At 68.9% G+C, this 17,823-nt stretch carries 16 protein-coding genes; 9 read left to right on the top strand and 7 right to left on the bottom strand.

The window, feature by feature from the left end; translation table 11 throughout:
- Nucleotides 1–449: 449 nt before the first annotated feature.
- Nucleotides 450–1,874 carry a type I glutamate--ammonia ligase gene (glnA, locus tag V2S05_RS03995; RefSeq protein ID WP_413634006.1) on the bottom strand — a complete coding sequence of 475 codons (1,425 nt, stop codon included), beginning with the start codon at nucleotides 1,872–1,874 and terminating at the stop codon, nucleotides 450–452.
- Between the two features lie 147 nt (nucleotides 1,875–2,021).
- Here glnA and V2S05_RS03990 point away from each other — a divergent pair, with 147 nt between their 5' ends.
- Complete coding sequence (locus tag V2S05_RS03990) at nucleotides 2,022–2,408, top strand: RDD family protein (protein WP_413635229.1); 387 nt, start codon at nucleotides 2,022–2,024, stop codon at nucleotides 2,406–2,408.
- Between the two features lie 47 nt (nucleotides 2,409–2,455).
- Here the strand turns inward: V2S05_RS03990 and V2S05_RS03985 are convergent, their stop codons facing one another.
- On the bottom strand, nucleotides 2,456–2,932 hold the full coding sequence (locus V2S05_RS03985; protein WP_413634004.1) for an ATP-dependent zinc protease: 477 nt from the start codon (nucleotides 2,930–2,932) through the stop codon (nucleotides 2,456–2,458).
- 25 nt (nucleotides 2,933–2,957) lie between these two features.
- On the opposite strand from V2S05_RS03985, the gene V2S05_RS03980 reads away from it, so the two are divergent.
- Complete coding sequence (locus V2S05_RS03980; RefSeq protein ID WP_101186677.1) at nucleotides 2,958–4,145, top strand: RimK family alpha-L-glutamate ligase; 1,188 nt, start codon at nucleotides 2,958–2,960, stop codon at nucleotides 4,143–4,145.
- A 63-nt stretch (nucleotides 4,146–4,208) separates the two neighbouring features.
- Here V2S05_RS03980 and V2S05_RS03975 read toward each other — a convergent pair whose 3' ends face one another.
- Nucleotides 4,209–4,919, bottom strand: coding sequence for a DUF4191 domain-containing protein (locus V2S05_RS03975; RefSeq protein ID WP_413634003.1), 711 nt, complete (start codon nucleotides 4,917–4,919; stop codon nucleotides 4,209–4,211).
- A gap of 122 nt (nucleotides 4,920–5,041) precedes the next feature.
- Here V2S05_RS03975 and V2S05_RS03970 point away from each other — a divergent pair, with 122 nt between their 5' ends.
- Entirely contained in the window at nucleotides 5,042–6,478 is a 1,437-nt protein-coding gene (locus tag V2S05_RS03970) for a hypothetical protein (RefSeq protein ID WP_413634001.1), read from the top strand.
- Nucleotides 6,479–6,484: 6 nt separating this feature from the next.
- Here the strand turns inward: V2S05_RS03970 and sucB are convergent, their stop codons facing one another.
- The 3 genes from sucB to V2S05_RS03955 form a co-directional block, all read right to left on the bottom strand.
- Nucleotides 6,485–8,266, bottom strand: a complete 1,782-nt coding sequence (gene sucB, locus V2S05_RS03965) for a 2-oxoglutarate dehydrogenase, E2 component, dihydrolipoamide succinyltransferase (protein ID WP_413634000.1) — start codon at nucleotides 8,264–8,266, stop codon at nucleotides 6,485–6,487.
- A gap of 72 nt (nucleotides 8,267–8,338) precedes the next feature.
- Nucleotides 8,339–9,712 (bottom strand): dihydrolipoyl dehydrogenase, encoded by a 1,374-nt coding sequence (gene lpdA / locus V2S05_RS03960; RefSeq protein WP_413633998.1) that lies wholly within the window; start codon nucleotides 9,710–9,712, stop codon nucleotides 8,339–8,341.
- A complete protein-coding gene (locus tag V2S05_RS03955) occupies nucleotides 9,712–11,187 on the bottom strand; it encodes a leucyl aminopeptidase (RefSeq protein WP_413633996.1) in 1,476 nt (491 codons plus the stop codon). The genes lpdA and V2S05_RS03955 overlap by 1 nt, the downstream gene beginning before the upstream one ends.
- Before the next feature lie 112 nt (nucleotides 11,188–11,299).
- Here V2S05_RS03955 and V2S05_RS03950 point away from each other — a divergent pair, with 112 nt between their 5' ends.
- From V2S05_RS03950 to V2S05_RS03925, 6 genes are all read left to right on the top strand, one after another.
- Nucleotides 11,300–12,226, top strand: coding sequence for a proteasome assembly chaperone family protein (locus V2S05_RS03950; RefSeq protein ID WP_271637539.1), 927 nt, complete (start codon nucleotides 11,300–11,302; stop codon nucleotides 12,224–12,226).
- A 162-nt stretch (nucleotides 12,227–12,388) separates the two neighbouring features.
- On the top strand, nucleotides 12,389–13,639 hold the full coding sequence (locus V2S05_RS03945; RefSeq protein ID WP_271637541.1) for an RNA polymerase sigma factor: 1,251 nt from the start codon (nucleotides 12,389–12,391) through the stop codon (nucleotides 13,637–13,639).
- On the top strand, nucleotides 13,639–14,955 hold the full coding sequence (locus tag V2S05_RS03940; protein WP_413633995.1) for a MurT ligase domain-containing protein: 1,317 nt from the start codon (nucleotides 13,639–13,641) through the stop codon (nucleotides 14,953–14,955). The genes V2S05_RS03945 and V2S05_RS03940 overlap by 1 nt, the downstream gene beginning before the upstream one ends.
- Nucleotides 14,952–15,704, top strand: coding sequence for a glutamine amidotransferase (locus V2S05_RS03935; RefSeq protein WP_413633994.1), 753 nt, complete (start codon nucleotides 14,952–14,954; stop codon nucleotides 15,702–15,704). Before V2S05_RS03940 ends, V2S05_RS03935 begins: the two co-directional genes overlap by 4 nt.
- A 15-nt stretch (nucleotides 15,705–15,719) precedes the next feature.
- Nucleotides 15,720–16,415, top strand: a complete 696-nt coding sequence (locus V2S05_RS03930; RefSeq protein WP_413633992.1) for an alanine racemase — start codon at nucleotides 15,720–15,722, stop codon at nucleotides 16,413–16,415.
- Nucleotides 16,412–17,446 carry an alanine racemase gene (locus V2S05_RS03925; RefSeq protein WP_413633991.1) on the top strand — a complete coding sequence of 345 codons (1,035 nt, stop codon included), beginning with the start codon at nucleotides 16,412–16,414 and terminating at the stop codon, nucleotides 17,444–17,446. Before V2S05_RS03930 ends, V2S05_RS03925 begins: the two co-directional genes overlap by 4 nt.
- Before the next feature lie 5 nt (nucleotides 17,447–17,451).
- On the opposite strand, the gene V2S05_RS03920 is transcribed toward V2S05_RS03925, so the two are convergent.
- Nucleotides 17,452–17,661 (bottom strand): hypothetical protein, encoded by a 210-nt coding sequence (locus V2S05_RS03920; protein WP_099196012.1) that lies wholly within the window; start codon nucleotides 17,659–17,661, stop codon nucleotides 17,452–17,454.
- Nucleotides 17,662–17,823 lie beyond the last annotated feature (162 nt).

Raw genomic sequence — 17,823 nt, 5'->3', positions numbered from 1 at the left:
TGTTTCTCGGGGCTCTGATCGGTACTTCGCACGTCACGTGGGCGACTTGTCCGTTGACGATGCACCCCTTCATCGAACGCGTGATTGTAACGCCAGATCGTCTCGGCGTGCGACGGTTCGATGCTGCGCCACCGGCAACGATCGTGACGTTCTGGTGCGTCGGTCGCCCGCGAGCTCTTCGGTCACGTGCTGGCCGTGCCCAGTCGCGGCACGCGCCCCGCTGAACGTCGCGAGGCGCTGTGGCTCAAGCTCGAGGAGACGGGGGAGTAGTCCCTACCTGACGGCTCGGCAGCGTCGCGATTCGTCCCGTCCGAAAACCCGTCCGTTCACTGCCCGAAAACGTCCGTAAACGTCCGTAATCACTGAGCCCCAGACGGCGACTGCCGTCTGGGGCTCAGTGATTCACTGGGCTCGCAGGCTGGGAGAGAGTTTCTCAGAGCCCCACGAAATCAGACTCCGTAGTACAGCTCGAACTCGTACGGGTGCGGGCGCTGGGCCATCGGCAGGATCTCGTTGTCGTACTTGTACGAGATCCAGGTGTCGATGAGCTCCTGTGTGAACACGCCGCCCTCGAGGAGGAAGTCGTGGTCACGGCGCAGCGCCTCGAGCGAGTCGAGCAGCGAGTTCGGCACCTGCGGGATGTTCGCCGCCTCCTCGGGGGGAAGCTCGTACAGGTCCTTGTCGATGGGCTCCATCGGCTCGATGCGGTTCTTGATGCCGTCCAGGCCCGCCATCAGCTGCGCGGCGAAGGCGAGGTAGGGGTTCGACGAGGCATCCGGAACGCGGAACTCGATGCGCTTCGCCTTCGGGTTGGAACCGGTGAGGGGGATGCGGATCGCCGCCGAGCGGTTGCCGGCGGAGTAGGCGAGGTTCACGGGTGCTTCGAAGTGCTTCACCAGGCGGTGGTAGCTGTTCAGCGTCGGGTTGGTGAACGCGAGCACGGCGTGGGCGTGCTTGAGCAGACCGCCGATGTACCAGCGTGCGATGTCGCTGAGCTGGCCGTAGCCGGCTTCGTCGAAGAACAGCGGCTTGCCGTCGAGCCAGAGCGACTGGTGCGTGTGCATGCCGGAGCCGTTGTCGCCGAAGAGCGGCTTGGGCATGAACGTGACCGTCTTGCCCCATTCCTCGGCGGTGTTCTTGACGATGTACTTGAACTTCAGGATGTCGTCGGCCGCGCTGACCATCGTGTCGAAGCGGTAGTTGATCTCCTGCTGGCCGGCCGTGCCGACCTCGTGGTGCGAGCGCTCGAGATGGAAGCCCGAGTCGATCAGGCGCAGGGTTATGTCATCGCGCAGATCGGCGGTCTTGTCGACCGGGGCGACGGGGAAGTAGCCGCCCTTGAACGGCGTCTTGTTGGCGAGATTGCCGCCCTCCTCCTCACGACCCGAATTCCACGCGGCCTCCTCGGAGTCGATCTTGTAGAAGCTGTCGCCGGCGGTCACCGAGTAGCGCACGTCGTCGAAGATGTAGAACTCCGCCTCGGGGGCGAAGAACGCGGTGTCGGCGATGCCGGTCGATGCGAGATACTTCTCAGCCTTCTTGGCGACCTGGCGCGGGTCCTTGCTGTAGATCTCGCCTGTGCGCGGGTTGTAGATGTCGAAGATCATCACCAGGGTCTTCGCCGCACGGAACGGGTCGATGTACGCGGTGGTGACGTCGGGGATCAGCTGCATGTCCGACTCGTGGATGCTCGCGAAGCCGCGGATCGACGAGCCGTCGAAGAGCTGCCCGTCGCGGAAGAAGTCGTCATCGACCGTCGACGCGGGGATGTTGAAGTGCTGCTGGACCCCGGGAAGGTCGGTGAATCGGATGTCGAGGAACTTGACGTCGTTCTCCTCGATGTAGCGGACGACCTCGGCGGGCTCTGTGAACATGTACGACTCCTGATCGGGTATCGGTTGCATCAACCTTACGCAGGTTATGCGCATGGAGTTTCTCAGTCGTGTCCGCTGTGTTTCAGGCATGTTACAGCCGCTCGGTAGGCTGAGAGAGTGAGTGACTACCCCGGCGAACGCCTCGGAATGCCCATCTCCGGACCGGGGAGCATCGCCCGACCCGGCCGCCGGATCGCCGCCCTGGCGATCGACTACTTCGCGGCCACGATCATCGCGATCGGCTTCCTCGGCTACGACCCGCTCGAGCTGCCGGCCGAGGCCGGGTGGCGCCAGTTCGCGCCGATGATGGTCTTCGCCCTGCTGCAGATCGTGTTCCTGCCGACGGCCAACGGCAGCCCCGGTCACCGAATGCTCGGCATGCGCGTGCTGCGTCTGGACGGCGCGTGGGTGGGGCTGTGGCGTCCGATCGTGCGGACGCTGCTGCTGGTGTTCGTCATCCCCGCGGTGATCTGGGATGCCGATCAGCGCGGCCTGCACGACAAGCTCGCCGGCACGTTGCTGACCCGCGGCTGACATGCGGGACCGCGTCCTGCAACTGGGTCGCTGAGCCTGTCGAAGCGTCAGCGGCCGCGGTTGCGGTTGCGCATCTCGCGCGGGGCACGACCGCCGAGGTACGAGCGGGCGGGGTCGACGAGGAACCCCTGACGCAGCGCCTCGCGGCCGATCAGCATCCGGAAGCCCATCTCGTCCCGGTTGGTGAGGGTGACCTCGGCATCCACCTCCCTGCCCACCAGCCGCAGCCGCATGGTGACGACGATGCGGTGCTCGGTGTGCCCCGATGAACTGCGCACGGCCCGTCGGTCATGCACGCGCGTCTCGTGCACCACCGCATCGGCGGTGCTCTCCTGCCAGGGGTGCACGGTGAAGCGCACCCAGTCCTCGCCGTCGCGCTCGAACTCGCTCACGTCGAAGGCGTGCAGTGACGATGTGCGAGCGCCCGTGTCGATCTTGGCCTTGAGCCAGTCGATGCCCAGGTCCGGCAGTCCGACCCACTCCCGCCAACCCGTGGACGTGTTTGAATGAGAGGACCGTGTCACCTCTACATCCTGGCAGGAAACCTCTGTGAAGATCGCTGTTCTCTCGCGCGCCCCGCACTCGTACTCGACGCAGCGTCTTCGGGCCGCCGCGCAGCAGCGCGGGCACAACGTGAAGGTGCTGAACACGCTGCGGTTCGCGATCGATCTCACCGCCGACGCGCCCGATCTCTTCTTCCGCGGCAAGCAACTCAGCGAGTACGACGCGATCCTGCCTCGCATCGGCAATTCGATCACCTACTTCGGCACCGCCGTGGTGCGTCAGTTCGAGCAGATGGACGTCTATACGCCGAACACGGCCAACGGCATCTCGAGCGCGCGCGACAAGCTCCGCGCCAACCAGATCCTGTCCCGGCACAACATCGCGATGCCGCCGACCGCGTTCGTGCGCAACCGTGCGGATGTCCGCCCGGCGATCGAACGGGTGGGCGGTGCTCCCGTCGTGATCAAGCTGCTGGAGGGCACTCAGGGGATCGGCGTGATCCTCGCCCCGCAGGTCAAGGTCGCGGAGGCGATCATCGAGACGCTGCACTCGACGAAGCAGAACGTGCTCATCCAGAAGTTCATCGCCGAGAGCCGCGGGCGCGACATCCGGGCTCTCGTGGTCGGCGATCGCGTCGTCGCCGCGATGCGCCGCGTCGCCGACGGCGACGAGTTCCGCTCGAACGTGCATCGCGGCGGACGCGTGGAGCCGGTGACCCTCGACCCGGTGTACGAGCAGACGGCGGTGCGCTCGGCCCAGATCATGGGTCTGCGCGTCGCGGGGGTCGACATGCTCGAGAGCGACGACGGCCCGCTGGTCATGGAGGTCAACTCGTCTCCGGGGCTGCAGGGCATCGAGACGGCGACGAAGCTCGACGTCGCCGGCGCCATCATCGACTACATCGCGAACCAGGTCGCGTTCCCCGACATCGACGTGCGTCAGCGGCTGAGCGTCTCGACGGGTTACGGGGTGGCGGAGCTGCTCATCCATTCCGGCGCCGAGCAGGTGGGCATGAAGCTCGGCGATCTCGGCCTGTGGGATCGTGACATCACGGTCCTGACGCTGCACCGCGGCGTGAGCGTGATTCCCAACCCGCGTAAGCACGTCGAGCTCGAGGCCGAGGACCGGCTGCTGTGCTTCGGCAAGCTCGAGGAGATGCGCTCGATGATTCCCGAGAAGCGACGCCGCCGTCCGCGCGTGCGGCGACTGCCGAAGGAGCCCCTGGGCGAGTGAGACATGCGGAACGGCCCCTCTCGAGCGAGAGGGGCCGTTCTGCATGTCTCGGGGCCGGCGGGCTCAGCGCGGACGCTGCGAGCGCACGCGCGTCGGGTCGATGCCCTTCGGGATCGGCAGCGACGACAGCGACTGCGAAACCGACTCGATGCGGCGGATCACCGCGGCCATGGTGGCCTTGTCGATCGCCTTCGGCAGCTTCTTGATCGTCTTGGACAGGTCGGCGATGGCGACATCGTCATCGCCGTGTCCGACGTAGAGAACCGTGACCGGCACACCGTGCGCGACGCGCTGCGCCTTCTGACGCTCTTCGTTGATCAGCCGGGTGAGACGACCGCGAGCGCCTTCGCCGACGATCACGATGCCACCGCGGCCGACCACGCGGTACACCGCCTCCTGGGTCTTCGGGTTGATGCCGACGGGGATGTCGGAGGCCGACCAGCTTCGACCCAGGCTGGTGCTGAGCACGTGGCCGCTCGCGCCGGGCATCCCGTCGATCTTGGCGTACATCGCTGTGGTGGACAGGCGTGTCATGAGGAACATCGCGCCCAGGACTCCGAACAGCAGGCCGGTGAAGCCCCACAGGATCAGCCCGAGCACAGAGGTGCCGCTGATGAGGAATCCGATGATCAGACCGATCAGCACACCCGCGATGAGGATGGCGATCTGTGCCCACGGCAGCCAGCCGTACACGTCCCGCGTGAAACGGAACAGGGAACGGATCTGCGAGAAGAAGCCGGGCCGCTTCTCGGTGACGGGAGCACTCTTTGCCATGCGTACAGCCTACCGATTCCGCGATGTCCGTTCCTCCTGCACAGCCGGCGAGATCGGCTCGATCGTCCCCAGGTCGGCTCCTTCCGGCGCGCACGGACGATGACGCGCGCTGAGATGGTCGGATGGATGAGAGGGCAGTGCTGACGTCGGAGGCGCACCGCGCGATCCGGATGCTGGATGCGCACGAATCCGCGTACGCCGGCGAGCTGATCACCGACGGCGAGCGACGTGCTGTGCGGGTGGACGCCGAAGCCGTGGCCGAGCAGCTGTGGGAGCTGGCCGGTGCCGAGCACGTCGCCGGCGTGCGCGATGTGCTGCGCAGGGCGGACGGTCACGACGCGGTGCTGCCGTGGTGTGCGGAACGGGTGGAGGTGTTCGTCGGGCGCCGTGCTGCGGCGCAGAGCGCTCTCTCGGCGGGCGAGACGGTGACGCTGGTCGGCAGCCTGCTGCGCGGGATCGTCGAGGTCGCCGATCGCGGAGTCACAGGGCAGTGGTGGCTGACCGACGAGGCGCGCCCCGTGTTCGCGCCGGGCGAGGGGATGGGGTGCGCCGCGTCCGCGGTCGCGCTCATCGTACGGCTGCGGGAGGGCTGCACGGATCGCGCGCTGACCAGGGTGCTCGACGAGATCGGTGCGGCGGCAGGAGATCAGCGCATCGTCCGCCGGGAGATCGAGCGATTCGAGCGCGAGCTGACGGAGCTGGCGGCACCTCGCGCGCTGGTTCGTGACGTCCTCGCCCCCGAACGCGTGGTGACGATCGGCGTGCACAGGGCGCATCTGCGCGAGGAGTCGGACCTGCTGGCCGCGGAGCCGAGCGCACTGCACCGCGTGCGGGACCGGCTGGCGGCGACAGCACAGCACGTGGGGCATCTGCTGCGGTCCGCAGTCGGACGCCACGGAAGACGCGCCGTGCGAGAAGCCGGGCGCCGCCGGGAGCCGGTCGCGTCGGAGGTCGGGGCGGCCCGGCGGACAGCTCGCGCCCCGCGAGCGCGCGTGCTGGTCGTCGGCGGTGCGGCGGCCGCGCTGGTTCTGGTCGGCGGCTTGATGTGGCCGACGGCGGATGAGGACTCTGCGGCGATCGAAGGGGCTGCTGAGGCGACAGGTGCGCTGGCGCCGACGGGCGCGGCCGATCACGCCGCGGAGCCACCGGCGGGGTCGGCGCCGGCGCCGGATCCCGGTGATGCGGCACGGGCGCCCACCGATGCGGCGGACGAGCGGCAGCCGGCGACCGTGCCCGCGCCGGATGCCGTGCTGGACGGCTCTGCGCAGCAGCATGCTGCTGCGCTGCTGACAGCCGTGCTGGCGTGCGCGGACAGGGGGGACCGGGAGTGCGCCGACGCGATCGTCGATGGCGCAGGCGGCGCGGTGCTGGAGAGGCTGACCGGAACGGACGCGACGCGCACGATCTCGGCTGTGGAGGACTACGGCGATGTGAGCGTGCTGCGCCTCGGCTCGTCAGGTGAGCTCGGTGAGCAGATGCTGGTGCTCGTCATGCAGAAAGACCGATGGCTGGTCCGAGACGTCTACGACGTCGCGGACCAGCCATCAGGTCAGGGCTGAGCGCGCTCAGATCCCGAGGTTCGCGGTGAACTCCGCCGACTCGAGGCGGGTCTTGATCGCGCCGAGGAAGCGGGCAGCGTCGGCGCCGTCGATCGTGCGGTGATCGTAGGAGATCGCCAGGTAGACGTACGAGCGGACGGCGATGGCGTCCACGCCGTCGACCGTGACCACGCCGGGGCGCTTGAACACGACGCCGGTGCCCAGAATCGCCGACTGGGGCAGGAACACCAGGGGCGTGTCGAACAGCGCGCCGCGCGAGCCCGTGTTGGTCACCGTGAAGGTGCCGCCGGCGAGCTCGTCGGGCTTCAGCTTGTTGTCACGCGTGCGGGCCGCCAGGTCGGCGATCTCCTGCGCGAGCTGGGCGATGTTCTTCGTTCCCGCATCACGGACGACCGGGGTGAGCAGGCCGCGCTCGGTGTCGACCGCGATCGAGATGTTCTCGCTCGCCGGGTACACGATCGAGTCGCCGTCGACGGTCGAGTTGATGATCGGGAAGGCCTGCAGCGCTTCCGCGGCGGCGAGCGTGAAGAACGGCAGGAACGAGAGCTTCGCGCCGGTCTTCTGGTTGAACTCGTCCTTCTTCGCGTTGCGGAAAGCCGCGAGCTTGGTGACATCGACCTCGACGAAGGTGGTCAGCTGCGCGGTCTGCTGCATCGACGCCACAGCACGCTCGGCCACGACCTTGCGCAGACGCGACATCTTCTGCGTCGTGCCGCGCAGCGGGGAGACCTCGAGTGCGGGAGCTGCCGGAGCGGCCGCCTCGGCGGCCGGTGCCTGCGTGGCCGTCTCGGCGGCCTTGAGGACGTCCTCCTTGCGGATGCGTCCTCCGACGCCGGTGCCGGTGACCTTCGTCAGGTCGACGCCCTGCTGGCTGGCCAGGCGGCGCACCAGCGGAGTCACGTAGAGCGAGTCGGAGTCGGAGTCGCTGGAAGCGGGTGCCTGCTGAGCCGGTGCCTGCTGCTGGGCCGGTGCCTGCTGCTGGGCCGGTGCCTGCTGCTGGGCCGGTGCCTGCTGCTGAGCCGGTGCCTGCTGCTGGGCCGGTGCCTGCTGCTGGGCCGGTGCCTGCTGCTGGGCCGGTGCCTGCTGCTGGGCCGGTGCCTCCTGCTGAGCGGGCGCCTGCTGGGCCGGTGCCTCCTGGGCCGCGGGTGCGCCGGAGCCGATGCGGGCGAGGACCGCGCCGACCTCGACGGTCTCGTCTTCACCGGCCAGGATCTCCTGGAGGGTTCCGGCGACGGGCGACGGGATCTCGGTGTCGACCTTGTCGGTCGAGATCTCGAGCAGTGCCTCGTCGACCGCGACGTCGTCGCCCACCTGCTTCAGCCAGCGTGTGACGGTGCCCTCGGTGACGCTTTCGCCGAGTTCCGGCAGAACCACGTCCGTGGCGTCGCCCGATGCCACAGGCGCGGACGGTCCGCTCTGGGCGGACTGCTGAGCGGCCTCGACCTCATTCTCTGCCGGGGCTGCCGGCGACTGGGCCTGCTCGGCGGGTGCCTGCTGCTGCTCGGCCGGTGCTTCGGCGGCCGGGGCGTCGCCGCCCGACGATGCACCGCTGCCGTCGCCGATGCGCGCGAGAAGCGCGCCGACCTCGACGGTCTCATCCTCTGCGACGAGGATCTCCTCGATCACACCGCTGACGGGGGACGGGATCTCGGTGTCGACCTTGTCGGTCGAGATCTCCAGCAGGCCTTCATCAGCCTGAACGGTGTCGCCGACCTGCTTCAGCCAGCGAGTGACCGTGCCCTCGGTGACGCTCTCCCCGAGTGCGGGAAGGACCACGGCTGTGCTCATGTCGAGTCTCCTTCGGAAAATTGTGATGCCCCAAGCTTAGTGACCTGGGAGTCTATGGATATTGGTGCGTTCCTACAGCGCGTGCAGCGGTTTTCCGGCGAGTGCGAGGAAAGCCTCGCCGAGCGCTTCGCTCTGCGTGGGGTGCGCGTGGATGAGCGGCGCGATGTCTTCGGGATGCGCCTCCCAGGCCACGGCGAGCTGGCCTTCGGTGATGAGCTCCCCCACGCGGTCACCGAGCAGGTGCACACCGAGAACCGGGCCGTCCTTGCGGCGTACGACCTTGACCGTGCCGCTCGTGCCGATGATCTCGCTCTTGCCGTTGCCGGCGAGGTTGTACTCGTACGACACGATGCCATCGGCACCGTGCGCGGCGACGGCGGCCTCCTCAGTGATGCCGACCGACGCCACTTCGGGACTGCTGTAGGTCACGCGAGGGATCTGCGACTCGGGGGGAGTCGGCACGTCCATTCCCGCGATCCGCTCGGCCACCGCGATTCCCTGCTGGAAGCTCCGGTGTGCGAGCTGCAGACCCGGCACGATGTCGCCGACCGCCCAGACGCCGGGTACGGCGGTGCGCAGCTGCTCGTCGACCGTCACGAAGCCGCGCTCGAGGCTCACGCCCGCCTCCTCGAACCCGAGGCCTTCGGTCACCGGTCCGCGACCGACCGCGACGAGGAGGTAGTCGGCGGTGAAGCTCTTGCCGTCCTCGAGCGTCACGGTCACCTGCGCGTCGTCCTGCTCTGCCTTCGCGAAGCGCGTGCCGAGCGAGTAGCGGATGCCGCGGCGCCGGAAGGCACGCTCGAGCCCCTTGCTCATCGCGATGTCCTCGTTGGGGACGAGATGCGGCAGCGCTTCGACGATCGTGACCTCTGCGCCGAACGACTTCCAGACACTGGCGAACTCGACGCCGATGACGCCGCCACCCAGGATGATCACGCTGCCGGGCACCTCGTCGAGCGCCAGGGCGTGCTCGCTGGTGAGGATGCGCCCGCCGATCTCGAGACCGGGCAGCGACCGGCTGTACGAGCCGGTGGCGAGGACGACGTCCGTGCCCACGTAGCGGTCGTCGCCCACGACGACCGAGCGGTCGGCGTCGAGCCGGCCCTCTCCGGAGACCGTGGTGATGCCGCGCGCCTTGATGAGTCCCTCGAGGCCCTTGAACTTCTTGGCGACGATGCCCTCGCGGTACGAGCGAACTCCGACCACGTCGACCGTCTCGAGGGTCGCCGTCACGCCGACGGATGCCGCCGAGCGGACGTGGTCGGCCACCTCGGCGGCGTGCAGCAGGGCCTTGGTGGGTATGCAGCCCCGGTGCAGGCAGGTTCCGCCGACCTTGTCCTTCTCGATCAGGGCGACCTTCTTGCCCAGCTCGCTGGCGCGCAGCGCGGCCGCATAGCCGCCGCTGCCACCGCCGAGGACGACGAGATCGAACTCGTGCGTTGCCATCAGGACTCCTTCGCCGATGCCAGGGCGAAGGCGATGAGCGAGCGAACCGCGGCGCCGGTGGGGCCCTTCTCCGTGAACCCGTATGGCGCGCCCTTGTGCTCACCCGAGCCGGCGATGTCGAGGTGCACCCACGGGATGCGCGGCGCGTCCTCGGCATCCGATGTGCGGCCGATGAAGCGGCGCAGGAACAGACCGGCGAAGAGCGACCCGCCCGAGCGGTCGGCCATGTTCGCGTTCACCATGTCGGCGATCTGCGAGTCGAGGCTCTCCTCCATGAAATCGGGAAGCGGAAGCGGCCAGGCGTCCTCACCGACGGACTCGGCGGCGGCGAGGTACTCCGCGACCGCGTCGTCGTCTCCCATCACGCCCGTGTGGCGCATCCCGAGCGCCACGATGATCGCGCCGGTGAGCGTCGCGACGTCGATGATCACGTCGGGGTTCTCCCTGCTGGCGGCGACGAGCCCGTCGGCCATGACCAGGCGACCCTCGGCGTCGGTGTTCATCACCTCGACGGTCTGCCCGTCGAGCATCCGCAGCACGTCGCCGGGACGGGTGGCGCGGCCGGACGGCATGTTGTCGGCGATGCACAGGAACGCGGTGACCCGCACCGGCAGTCCGAGGGCGGCCACGGCTCGGACGGCGGCCAGCGAGGTGGCAGCGCCCGCCATGTCGAACTTCATCCCGACCATGCTGGCGGCGGGCTTGAGCGAGAGGCCACCGGTGTCGAAGGTGATGCCCTTGCCGACCAGCGCGATGTGGCGCGTCGCATCGGCAGGAGAGTACGACAGGCGCACCAGACGCGGGGGACGGTCCGATCCGCGCCCCACGCCGAGGATGCCGCCGTAGCCCTGCTCCTCGAGCTGACTCTCGTCGAGCACCTCGACCTCGATCGGCAGATCGGCGACCGCCTTCACAGCCTCGTCGGCGAGCTGAGCAGGGCTCTGCCACTCCGCGGGCACCGAGACGAGGTCCTTGACCAGGGCGACGGCCTCCGCGGCGGCGCGAGCATGCTCGAGCGCGCCCTCGCCGATCGTGGCGGCGTGCAGCACGATGGTATCGGCGCGCGAGGGCTTCTTCTCGGAGCGGTAGTCGTCGAAGCGGTAACCGCCGAGCAGCGCGCCCTCCGCCGCCGCATCGGCGTACTGCTCGAGGTCGCCGGCGAAGCCCAGCGACACCGTCGCGAAGCCCGTCAGCGAGCGCACCGCGGTCGCGACGGCGTCGCGCACGGCCGCGGCATCCGGGGTCTTCCCCGCGCTGACGACGGCAAGCGGCAGCGACGTCACTGTCGGCAGGTGCACGCGGGCGTAAGCGGAGGCCGTTCCCTTGAATCCGATGCCTGCCAGGGTGTCGGCAAGCCCCTCGTATCCGCTCAGCGCGTCGGCGGCGGAGGAGGGATCGGGGATGACGAGCACAGCGGCGTCTGCGGTGCCTCCGGGGAACGGATCGGTCGTGTGGGTGATCACGGGAAGCGTCATGCCCCCATCCTATGGACGGCCTCCCACGGCCGGGCCGAGGCGCCCCGGCCGTGTTCGCTGTGAGCATGCACGGCGCCGCCCGAGCCGGGGACGCGACTCGTAGCATGGAGATATGCCGTCACCTGCTGACCTCTTCGAGTCGGTTCCCGGGGCACCCGATGTGCCGACCGGCCTGCCCCTGGTCATCCTGCTCACCGGCTTCACCGACGCCGGCAGCGCCGTCGCCGGCCTCATCGAGCACCTCGACGCGACGACCGACCCGAAGCCGCTCGCCGTGTTCGACAACGACGACCTGCTCGACTATCGCGCACGCCGCCCGATCGTGGTCTTCGACCAGGACCACCTGACCGAGTACCGCCCGGCGCGGCTCGAGCTCTCGCTGGCGCACGACGCGCTCGGCCAGTCGTTCCTCCTCCTCTCCGGTTACGAGCCCGACTTCGCGTGGAACGCGTTCGCGCGAGCCGTCGTCGACTTCGTGGAGGCGTTCCAGGTCTCGACCGTCACGTGGGTGCACTCGATCGCCATGCCCGTTCCGCACACCCGCCCGCTGGGCGTCACTGTCAGCGGCAACCGACGCGACCTCACCGCCGTGCACTCGGTGTGGCGCCCGCGCACCCAGGTTCCGGCGACCGCCGCGCACCTGCTCGAGTTCCGCCTGGCGGAGAACGACGTGCGCGTGGCCGGCTTCGTCCTGCTCGTGCCGCACTACCTCGCCGACACCGAGTATCCCGACACGGTCGTGGCCGCGGCCGACAAGCTCATGGCGGGCACCGGGCTGGTCCTGAGGATGGATGCCGTCCACGAGCGCAGCGAGGAGTTCCACGCCCGCGTCGCGGAGCAGGTGCAGGGCAGCGAGGAGCTGGTGCAGATGCTGCGCGGGCTCGAGCAGCGCTACGACGCGTACATGGCAGGCAGGGACGACACCGGTGACGAGGGCGGTTTCGACGAGCGCGACCTGCCCAGCGCCGACGAGCTGGCCGCGGAACTCGAGCGGTATCTGGCCACGCGTCGTCCGGGAGACGACGACAAGCAGCGCTGAGACGCGCGCGGATTCGGCGAATCGGAGAAAGCGGACGCGGTCGTGTGTGATAATGGATGCTCGACCCGTTGTCAACAGATTCCTCGCGGATGGACTTGACAAGGGTCTTACTAGTGTCCGAAACGGCTCGGAGCGCGCGCACCGCTCCGTGAAAGGCGAAACGTGACTCCTGCCACGAGCAAGAACCCCCGGACGAAGAAGACCGCTGCCGAGACCGAGGCCGTCGAGGCGGAGGTGACCGACGTCGCCGAGGCGACGCCCAAGAAGGCGACGAAGACCGCTGCGAAGGCTCCGGCCAAGAAGACCCCCGCCCGTCGCACGGCGAAGAAGAAGGACGACGAGACCCCGGTCGATGACGAGGGCGTCGAGACCGAGGACGGCGACGACGAGGAGGGCGACAAGAAGCCCGCCTTCACCGAGCCGCTGCCCACCGGCGCGATCGTCCTGACATCCAAGGACGAGGACGACGTTCCCGTCTACTCGACGCAGATCACCGGTGCGACCGCCGACCCGGTGAAGGACTACCTGAAGCAGATCGGAAAGGTCGCCCTGCTGAACGCGGCCGAAGAGGTCGAGCTCGCGATGCGGATCGAGGCCGGTCTGTTCGCCGAGGAGAAGCTGTCGACGATGTCGGCTGCCGAGAAGTCGAGCCAGCTCGGGCTCGACCTGCAGTGGGTGGCGCGCGACGGTCAGCGGGCCAAGAGCCACCTGCTCGGCGCGAACCTGCGCCTCGTCGTCTCGCTCGCCAAGCGCTACACCGGTCGCGGCATGCAGTTCCTGGATCTGATCCAGGAGGGCAACCTCGGACTCATCCGCGCGGTCGAGAAGTTCGACTACACCAAGGGCTTCAAGTTCTCGACGTACGCGACGTGGTGGATTCGTCAGGCGATCACCCGCGCCATGGCCGACCAGGCCCGCACCATCCGCATTCCGGTGCACATGGTCGAGGTCATCAACAAGCTCGCCCGCGTGCAGCGTCAGATGCTGCAGGACCTGGGCCGCGAGCCCACGCCCGAAGAGCTCTCGCGTGAGCTCGACATGACCCCCGAGAAGGTCGTGGAGGTGCAGAAGTACGGTCGTGAGCCGATCTCGCTGCACACCCCGCTCGGCGAGGACGGCGACAGCGAGTTCGGCGACCTCATCGAGGACACCGAGGCGGTCGTGCCGGCGGATGCCGTCGGGTTCACGATGCTCCAGCGTCAGCTCGAGCAGCTGCTGGACTCGCTGTCCGAGCGCGAGGCCGGTGTGATCCGGATGCGCTTCGGCCTCGGCGACGGACAGCCCAAGACCCTCGACCAGATCGGTGACACCTTCGGCGTGACGCGCGAGCGCATCCGTCAGATCGAGTCGAAGACGATGGCCAAGCTGCGTCACCCGAGCCGGTCGCAGTCGCTGCGGGACTACCTCGAATGATGCAGGCGACACCTCAGGCGCGCTCAGCCGGCCTGCGGTACGTCTTCCCCGTGCTGGCGGGCAAGCTCGCGCGTTTCGCGACCCGTCTGCGCGGGGGAGGGTCCGCATTCCCCGGCTACCTCACCAACCGTCTCGCCCCGACGCTGCTGCCGACGCTGGCCGACCAGTTCCGCTACGGCGTCGTCTTCGTGCTGGGCTCGAACGGCAAGACCACGACGACGCACATGATCAGCGAGGTGCTGCGCGCGCACGGGCTGAGGGTGTTCACCAACCCGACGGGGGCCAACCTGCCGCAGGGGGTCACCAGCGCGCTGCTCGCCGACGCGACCCTCACCGGTCGCATCCGCGCCGACGTCGCTGTGCTCGAGATCGATGAGGGCTTCGCCGCCGACCTCGCCGATCGCCTCTCGCCGTCGGTGATCCTGTCACTGAACGTGCAGGTCGATCAGCTGTACCGGTTCTACGAGACCGAGCGGGTCGCGGACATGATGCTGGAGGCCTCGAAGCGCGCCTCCGCGCACGTCGTCGTCAACCGCGACGACCCCTACCTGTCGAAGATCGACGTCGACGCGATGCGCGCACCCGTGACCTTCTTCGGAGTCGCGTCCGACATCGTCGCGTCCTCCGCGCACGGTCTGGCCAACGCGGTCGACACCCGCAGCGGCACGGCCGGCATCATCGACCGCGAGGCGTTCTCGGAGGTCCGCGAAGTCTCCGGTCGTGAGGTGGTCGTGAATGTCGGGGGAGCGGATGCCCGCATCACCCTGCCCGCACGAGGACTGCACTACGCGGCCGACGCTGCGGCCGCCCTGGCGGTCGCATCCGGCGTGCTCGGCGCCGATTTCGACGCATCGCGCGCCGCCGCCGGTTTCGCGAACATGGCTCCCGCCTACGGCCGCGGCGAGGTCATCCCGCTGCGTCGCGACCGCAACGGCGAGCAGGTCGAGTTCGTCATGTTCAAGAACGCTCCCAGCATTCAGATGAACCTGGACGCGCTCGACGGAACGCCCGAGCGCGCCTTGATCGCGATCGACGAGGGGACCCCCGACGTCTCTTGGCTGTACGACGTCGACTTCGCGGCGCTGCCGCGTGTGGACGTGGTCACCGGAGACAAGGCACATCAGCTGGCTCTGGCACTGGCTTACGCCGGCGTCGAGATCGGCGCCGTCGAGCCCGATATGGAGAAGGCGGTCGAGATCATGCGCTCGTTCCCCGAGACCGCGGCCGGCAAGCAGACATGGTTCGTCAACTACGAGCTGATGATGATCGGTCGCCGCATCCTCGGGTACGGCGATCAGGAGGTGGCGCGCCGATGACGCAGATCAGCATCGTCCAGCTGTATCCCGCCGAGCTGGGCATCACCGGCGACCGCGGCAACGTGCGCACCCTCGAGGAGCGGCTTCGCGCGCGGGGCATCGAGTCGACCACCACCCTCGTCGGCGTCGGCGAGCGGCTGCCGGACGATGTGGACATCGTCGTCATCGGCAACGGACCGCTCTCGGCGCTGCGAGGCGTGCACGCGGACTTCCTCGCGCGCGCGGATGAGCTGCGCGCGCTGATCGCCGATGACCGCGCGCTGTTCGCGGTCGGCGGCTCGGCCGAGATGCTCGGCGAGCGCATCGACCTCACCGACGGCGACAGCGTGACGGGCCTGGGCGTCATGCCGTACCGCGTCGCACGCACCCGCGACCGCCGCGTCGGGTACATCACCGTCCGCACGCAGGATGCCGCGGTCGTCGGCTTCGAGGACCACGCCTCCGAGTGGACGCTGACCGATGAGGCCGCCGCGTACGGCACGGTGGTCGCCGGGCGCGGAAGCTACGCGCGCGGGACTGCCCGCGGAGAGTTCGTGCGCCATCGCAACGCCGTCACCGGCAACGTGCAGGGCCCGGTGCTGCCGCTCAACCCCGCCCTGGCCGATGTGCTCGTCGGCGCAGTGGCCACCCGTCGCGGCCTGGAGCTTCCGGCCGCGGCCGCGAGCTCGTTCGACGAGTACGCGAAGGGCGCACGCGATGCCATCGAGCGCTTCATCCACGACAAGGGCTTCAAGACCATCCAGCTCTGAGAGCGGGAGATCGTCATGACTGTCAGCAGTGCGCTGCCACGGGTGCTCCTCTCCCGAGGGGCGCTCGATCGAGCGGCGCGCGCTCTGGTCGCGCCGGGCGCGCGTGTCGACCTCCGGCACGACGGCTTCGGGCACGGAGCAGCTGACGTGCTCGCGGTGCTCGCCGAGGCGGGGGTCACGGATGTGATCGTCGACCCGGCCGACGTCGCTGCGGCATCCGCCCATGCCGATCTGAACGTGCAGACAGACGGAGAGGCCGATGTCGACCCGGCCGCGCTCTTCGGGATCCCGGATGCCTCAGTCCAGGCGCCTCGCGAACCGGTGATGAGCCTGCAGGGCAGAGTGCTCTCGACCAAGTCGCTTCGCGCCGGCGAGGCGGTCTCGTACGGCTACACCCACCGGGCTGCCGATGACACGCGCGTCGCGCTGGTGACCGGCGGCTACGCCCAGGGCATCCCTCGGATCCTCGGCAATCGGGTGCGCGTCGGGATCGGCGATCGGATGCTCCCCATCGTGGGACGGATCGCCATGGACGTGTGCGTGGTCGACCTGGAGGGCGGCGAGGTCGACGACGGCGCGCCCGTCGTGTACTTCGGCGGTCGCGGGGGCGCTCGAGACGGGCTGGCAGGTTGGTCGACGGTGAGCGGACTCACCCCGCTCGAGATGGCCGTGGTGATAGGGCTGCACGGACAGAAGGAGTGGACCGCATGAGCGGACCTCTGCTCGAGATCTCGCGGAGCGCGTTCCGACACAACGTCACGGCGGTGCGACGACGCCTGGCGCCGTCCGAGCTGCTGCTCGTCATGAAGGACGACGCGTACGGTCTCGGCATAGACTGGGCTGTCGCCGAGGCGTCCGCGGTCGGGGTGCACTGGTTCGGGGGCTATGACATCCCGACGGCGCTGCGCATTCGCGCTCTGACCGACCGGCGGGTGTACGCCTGGGCCACATCACCGCGTACGGAGATCGCGCAGGCGATCGCCGCGGACATCGACCTCGGTGTGGGATCGGCCGCCTATCTCGACGATGTGATCGCGGAGGCCGAAGCCGCGGGCGCACGGGTGCGCGTGCATCTCAAGATCGACACGGGCCTGCATCGCAACGGCTTCCGTCCCGAGCAGTGGCACGACGCGGTCTGCACCGCACGAACCGCCGAGCGACGCGGCAGCATCAGCATCTCGGGTGTGTGGAGCCACCTCTCCGAGGCAAGCGACGCCGACGACGACGCATCCCAGCGGGTGTTCCTCGATGCGGTGGAGCAGCTCGTCGCCGCCGGTGGCGAGCCCGAGGTGCTGCACCTCACCGCGTCCGCTGCTGCGTGGTGGCGCCCCGAGCTGCGAGGCTCGCTGAGTCGCGTCGGCGCGTTCTGCTACGGCATCCGATCGGCGGACGGACCGCCGCTGGACGGTCTCAGGCTGATCGCCCGGCTCAGCGCCCCGGTGGAAGAGATCGCAGCCGATGCCGTCCGCGTCGGGATCGGAGCCTTTCACGGCCTGCCGTCCATCCTGCGCGGAGCGGAGGTCGCGACGCCCGGCGGATCGCGTCGCATCATCGACATCGGCGGCGACGCCCTCACGGTCGAGCCGTGGGAAGGCGCGAGCGCGGGTCAGCGTGTTGTGCTGTTCGGCCCCGGCACGCAGGGCGAGCCGGATGCGACAGCCCTCGCCGAGCGTGTGGACACGGTCGGCGAGGAGATCATCACCAGGCTCACCCCCGCGGTGCGACGACTCGTGGTCGACTGAGCCGCTCAGGCCTCGATGAGGCGGGCGGTCTCGTCGTGCCACGAGGTGGCGACGGCGCGCAGCTTCTCTTCGTACTTGCGTCCGTGGTGCGCGCAGAACAGCATCTCGGTGCCGTTCACCTCGGCGGCGATGTACGCCTGCGCCCCACAGGAGTCGCAGCGGTCCATCGCGGTGAGGCGGTACTCGACGGTCTCGCGCTCAGTCGTGGCGTTCATCTCGGTGCCTCCTCAGCGGTTCAGATCCTTGCGATCGTGCTCAATACAACCACGCGCGTGCTGTGTGCATGCCCGGATCGACGCGTGTTTCGCTCTGCGCGTACGCGCGGCCGACTGCCTTGCCGCGCGGGGAGTGTCGCGGTCCTGCCCGTGCCCGCGCGG

The organism is Microbacterium sp. OR16 (genome assembly GCF_047306725.1).
Lineage (GTDB): Bacteria > Actinomycetota > Actinomycetes > Actinomycetales > Microbacteriaceae > Microbacterium.
This window is presented reverse-complemented; position numbering and strand designations above follow the sequence as displayed.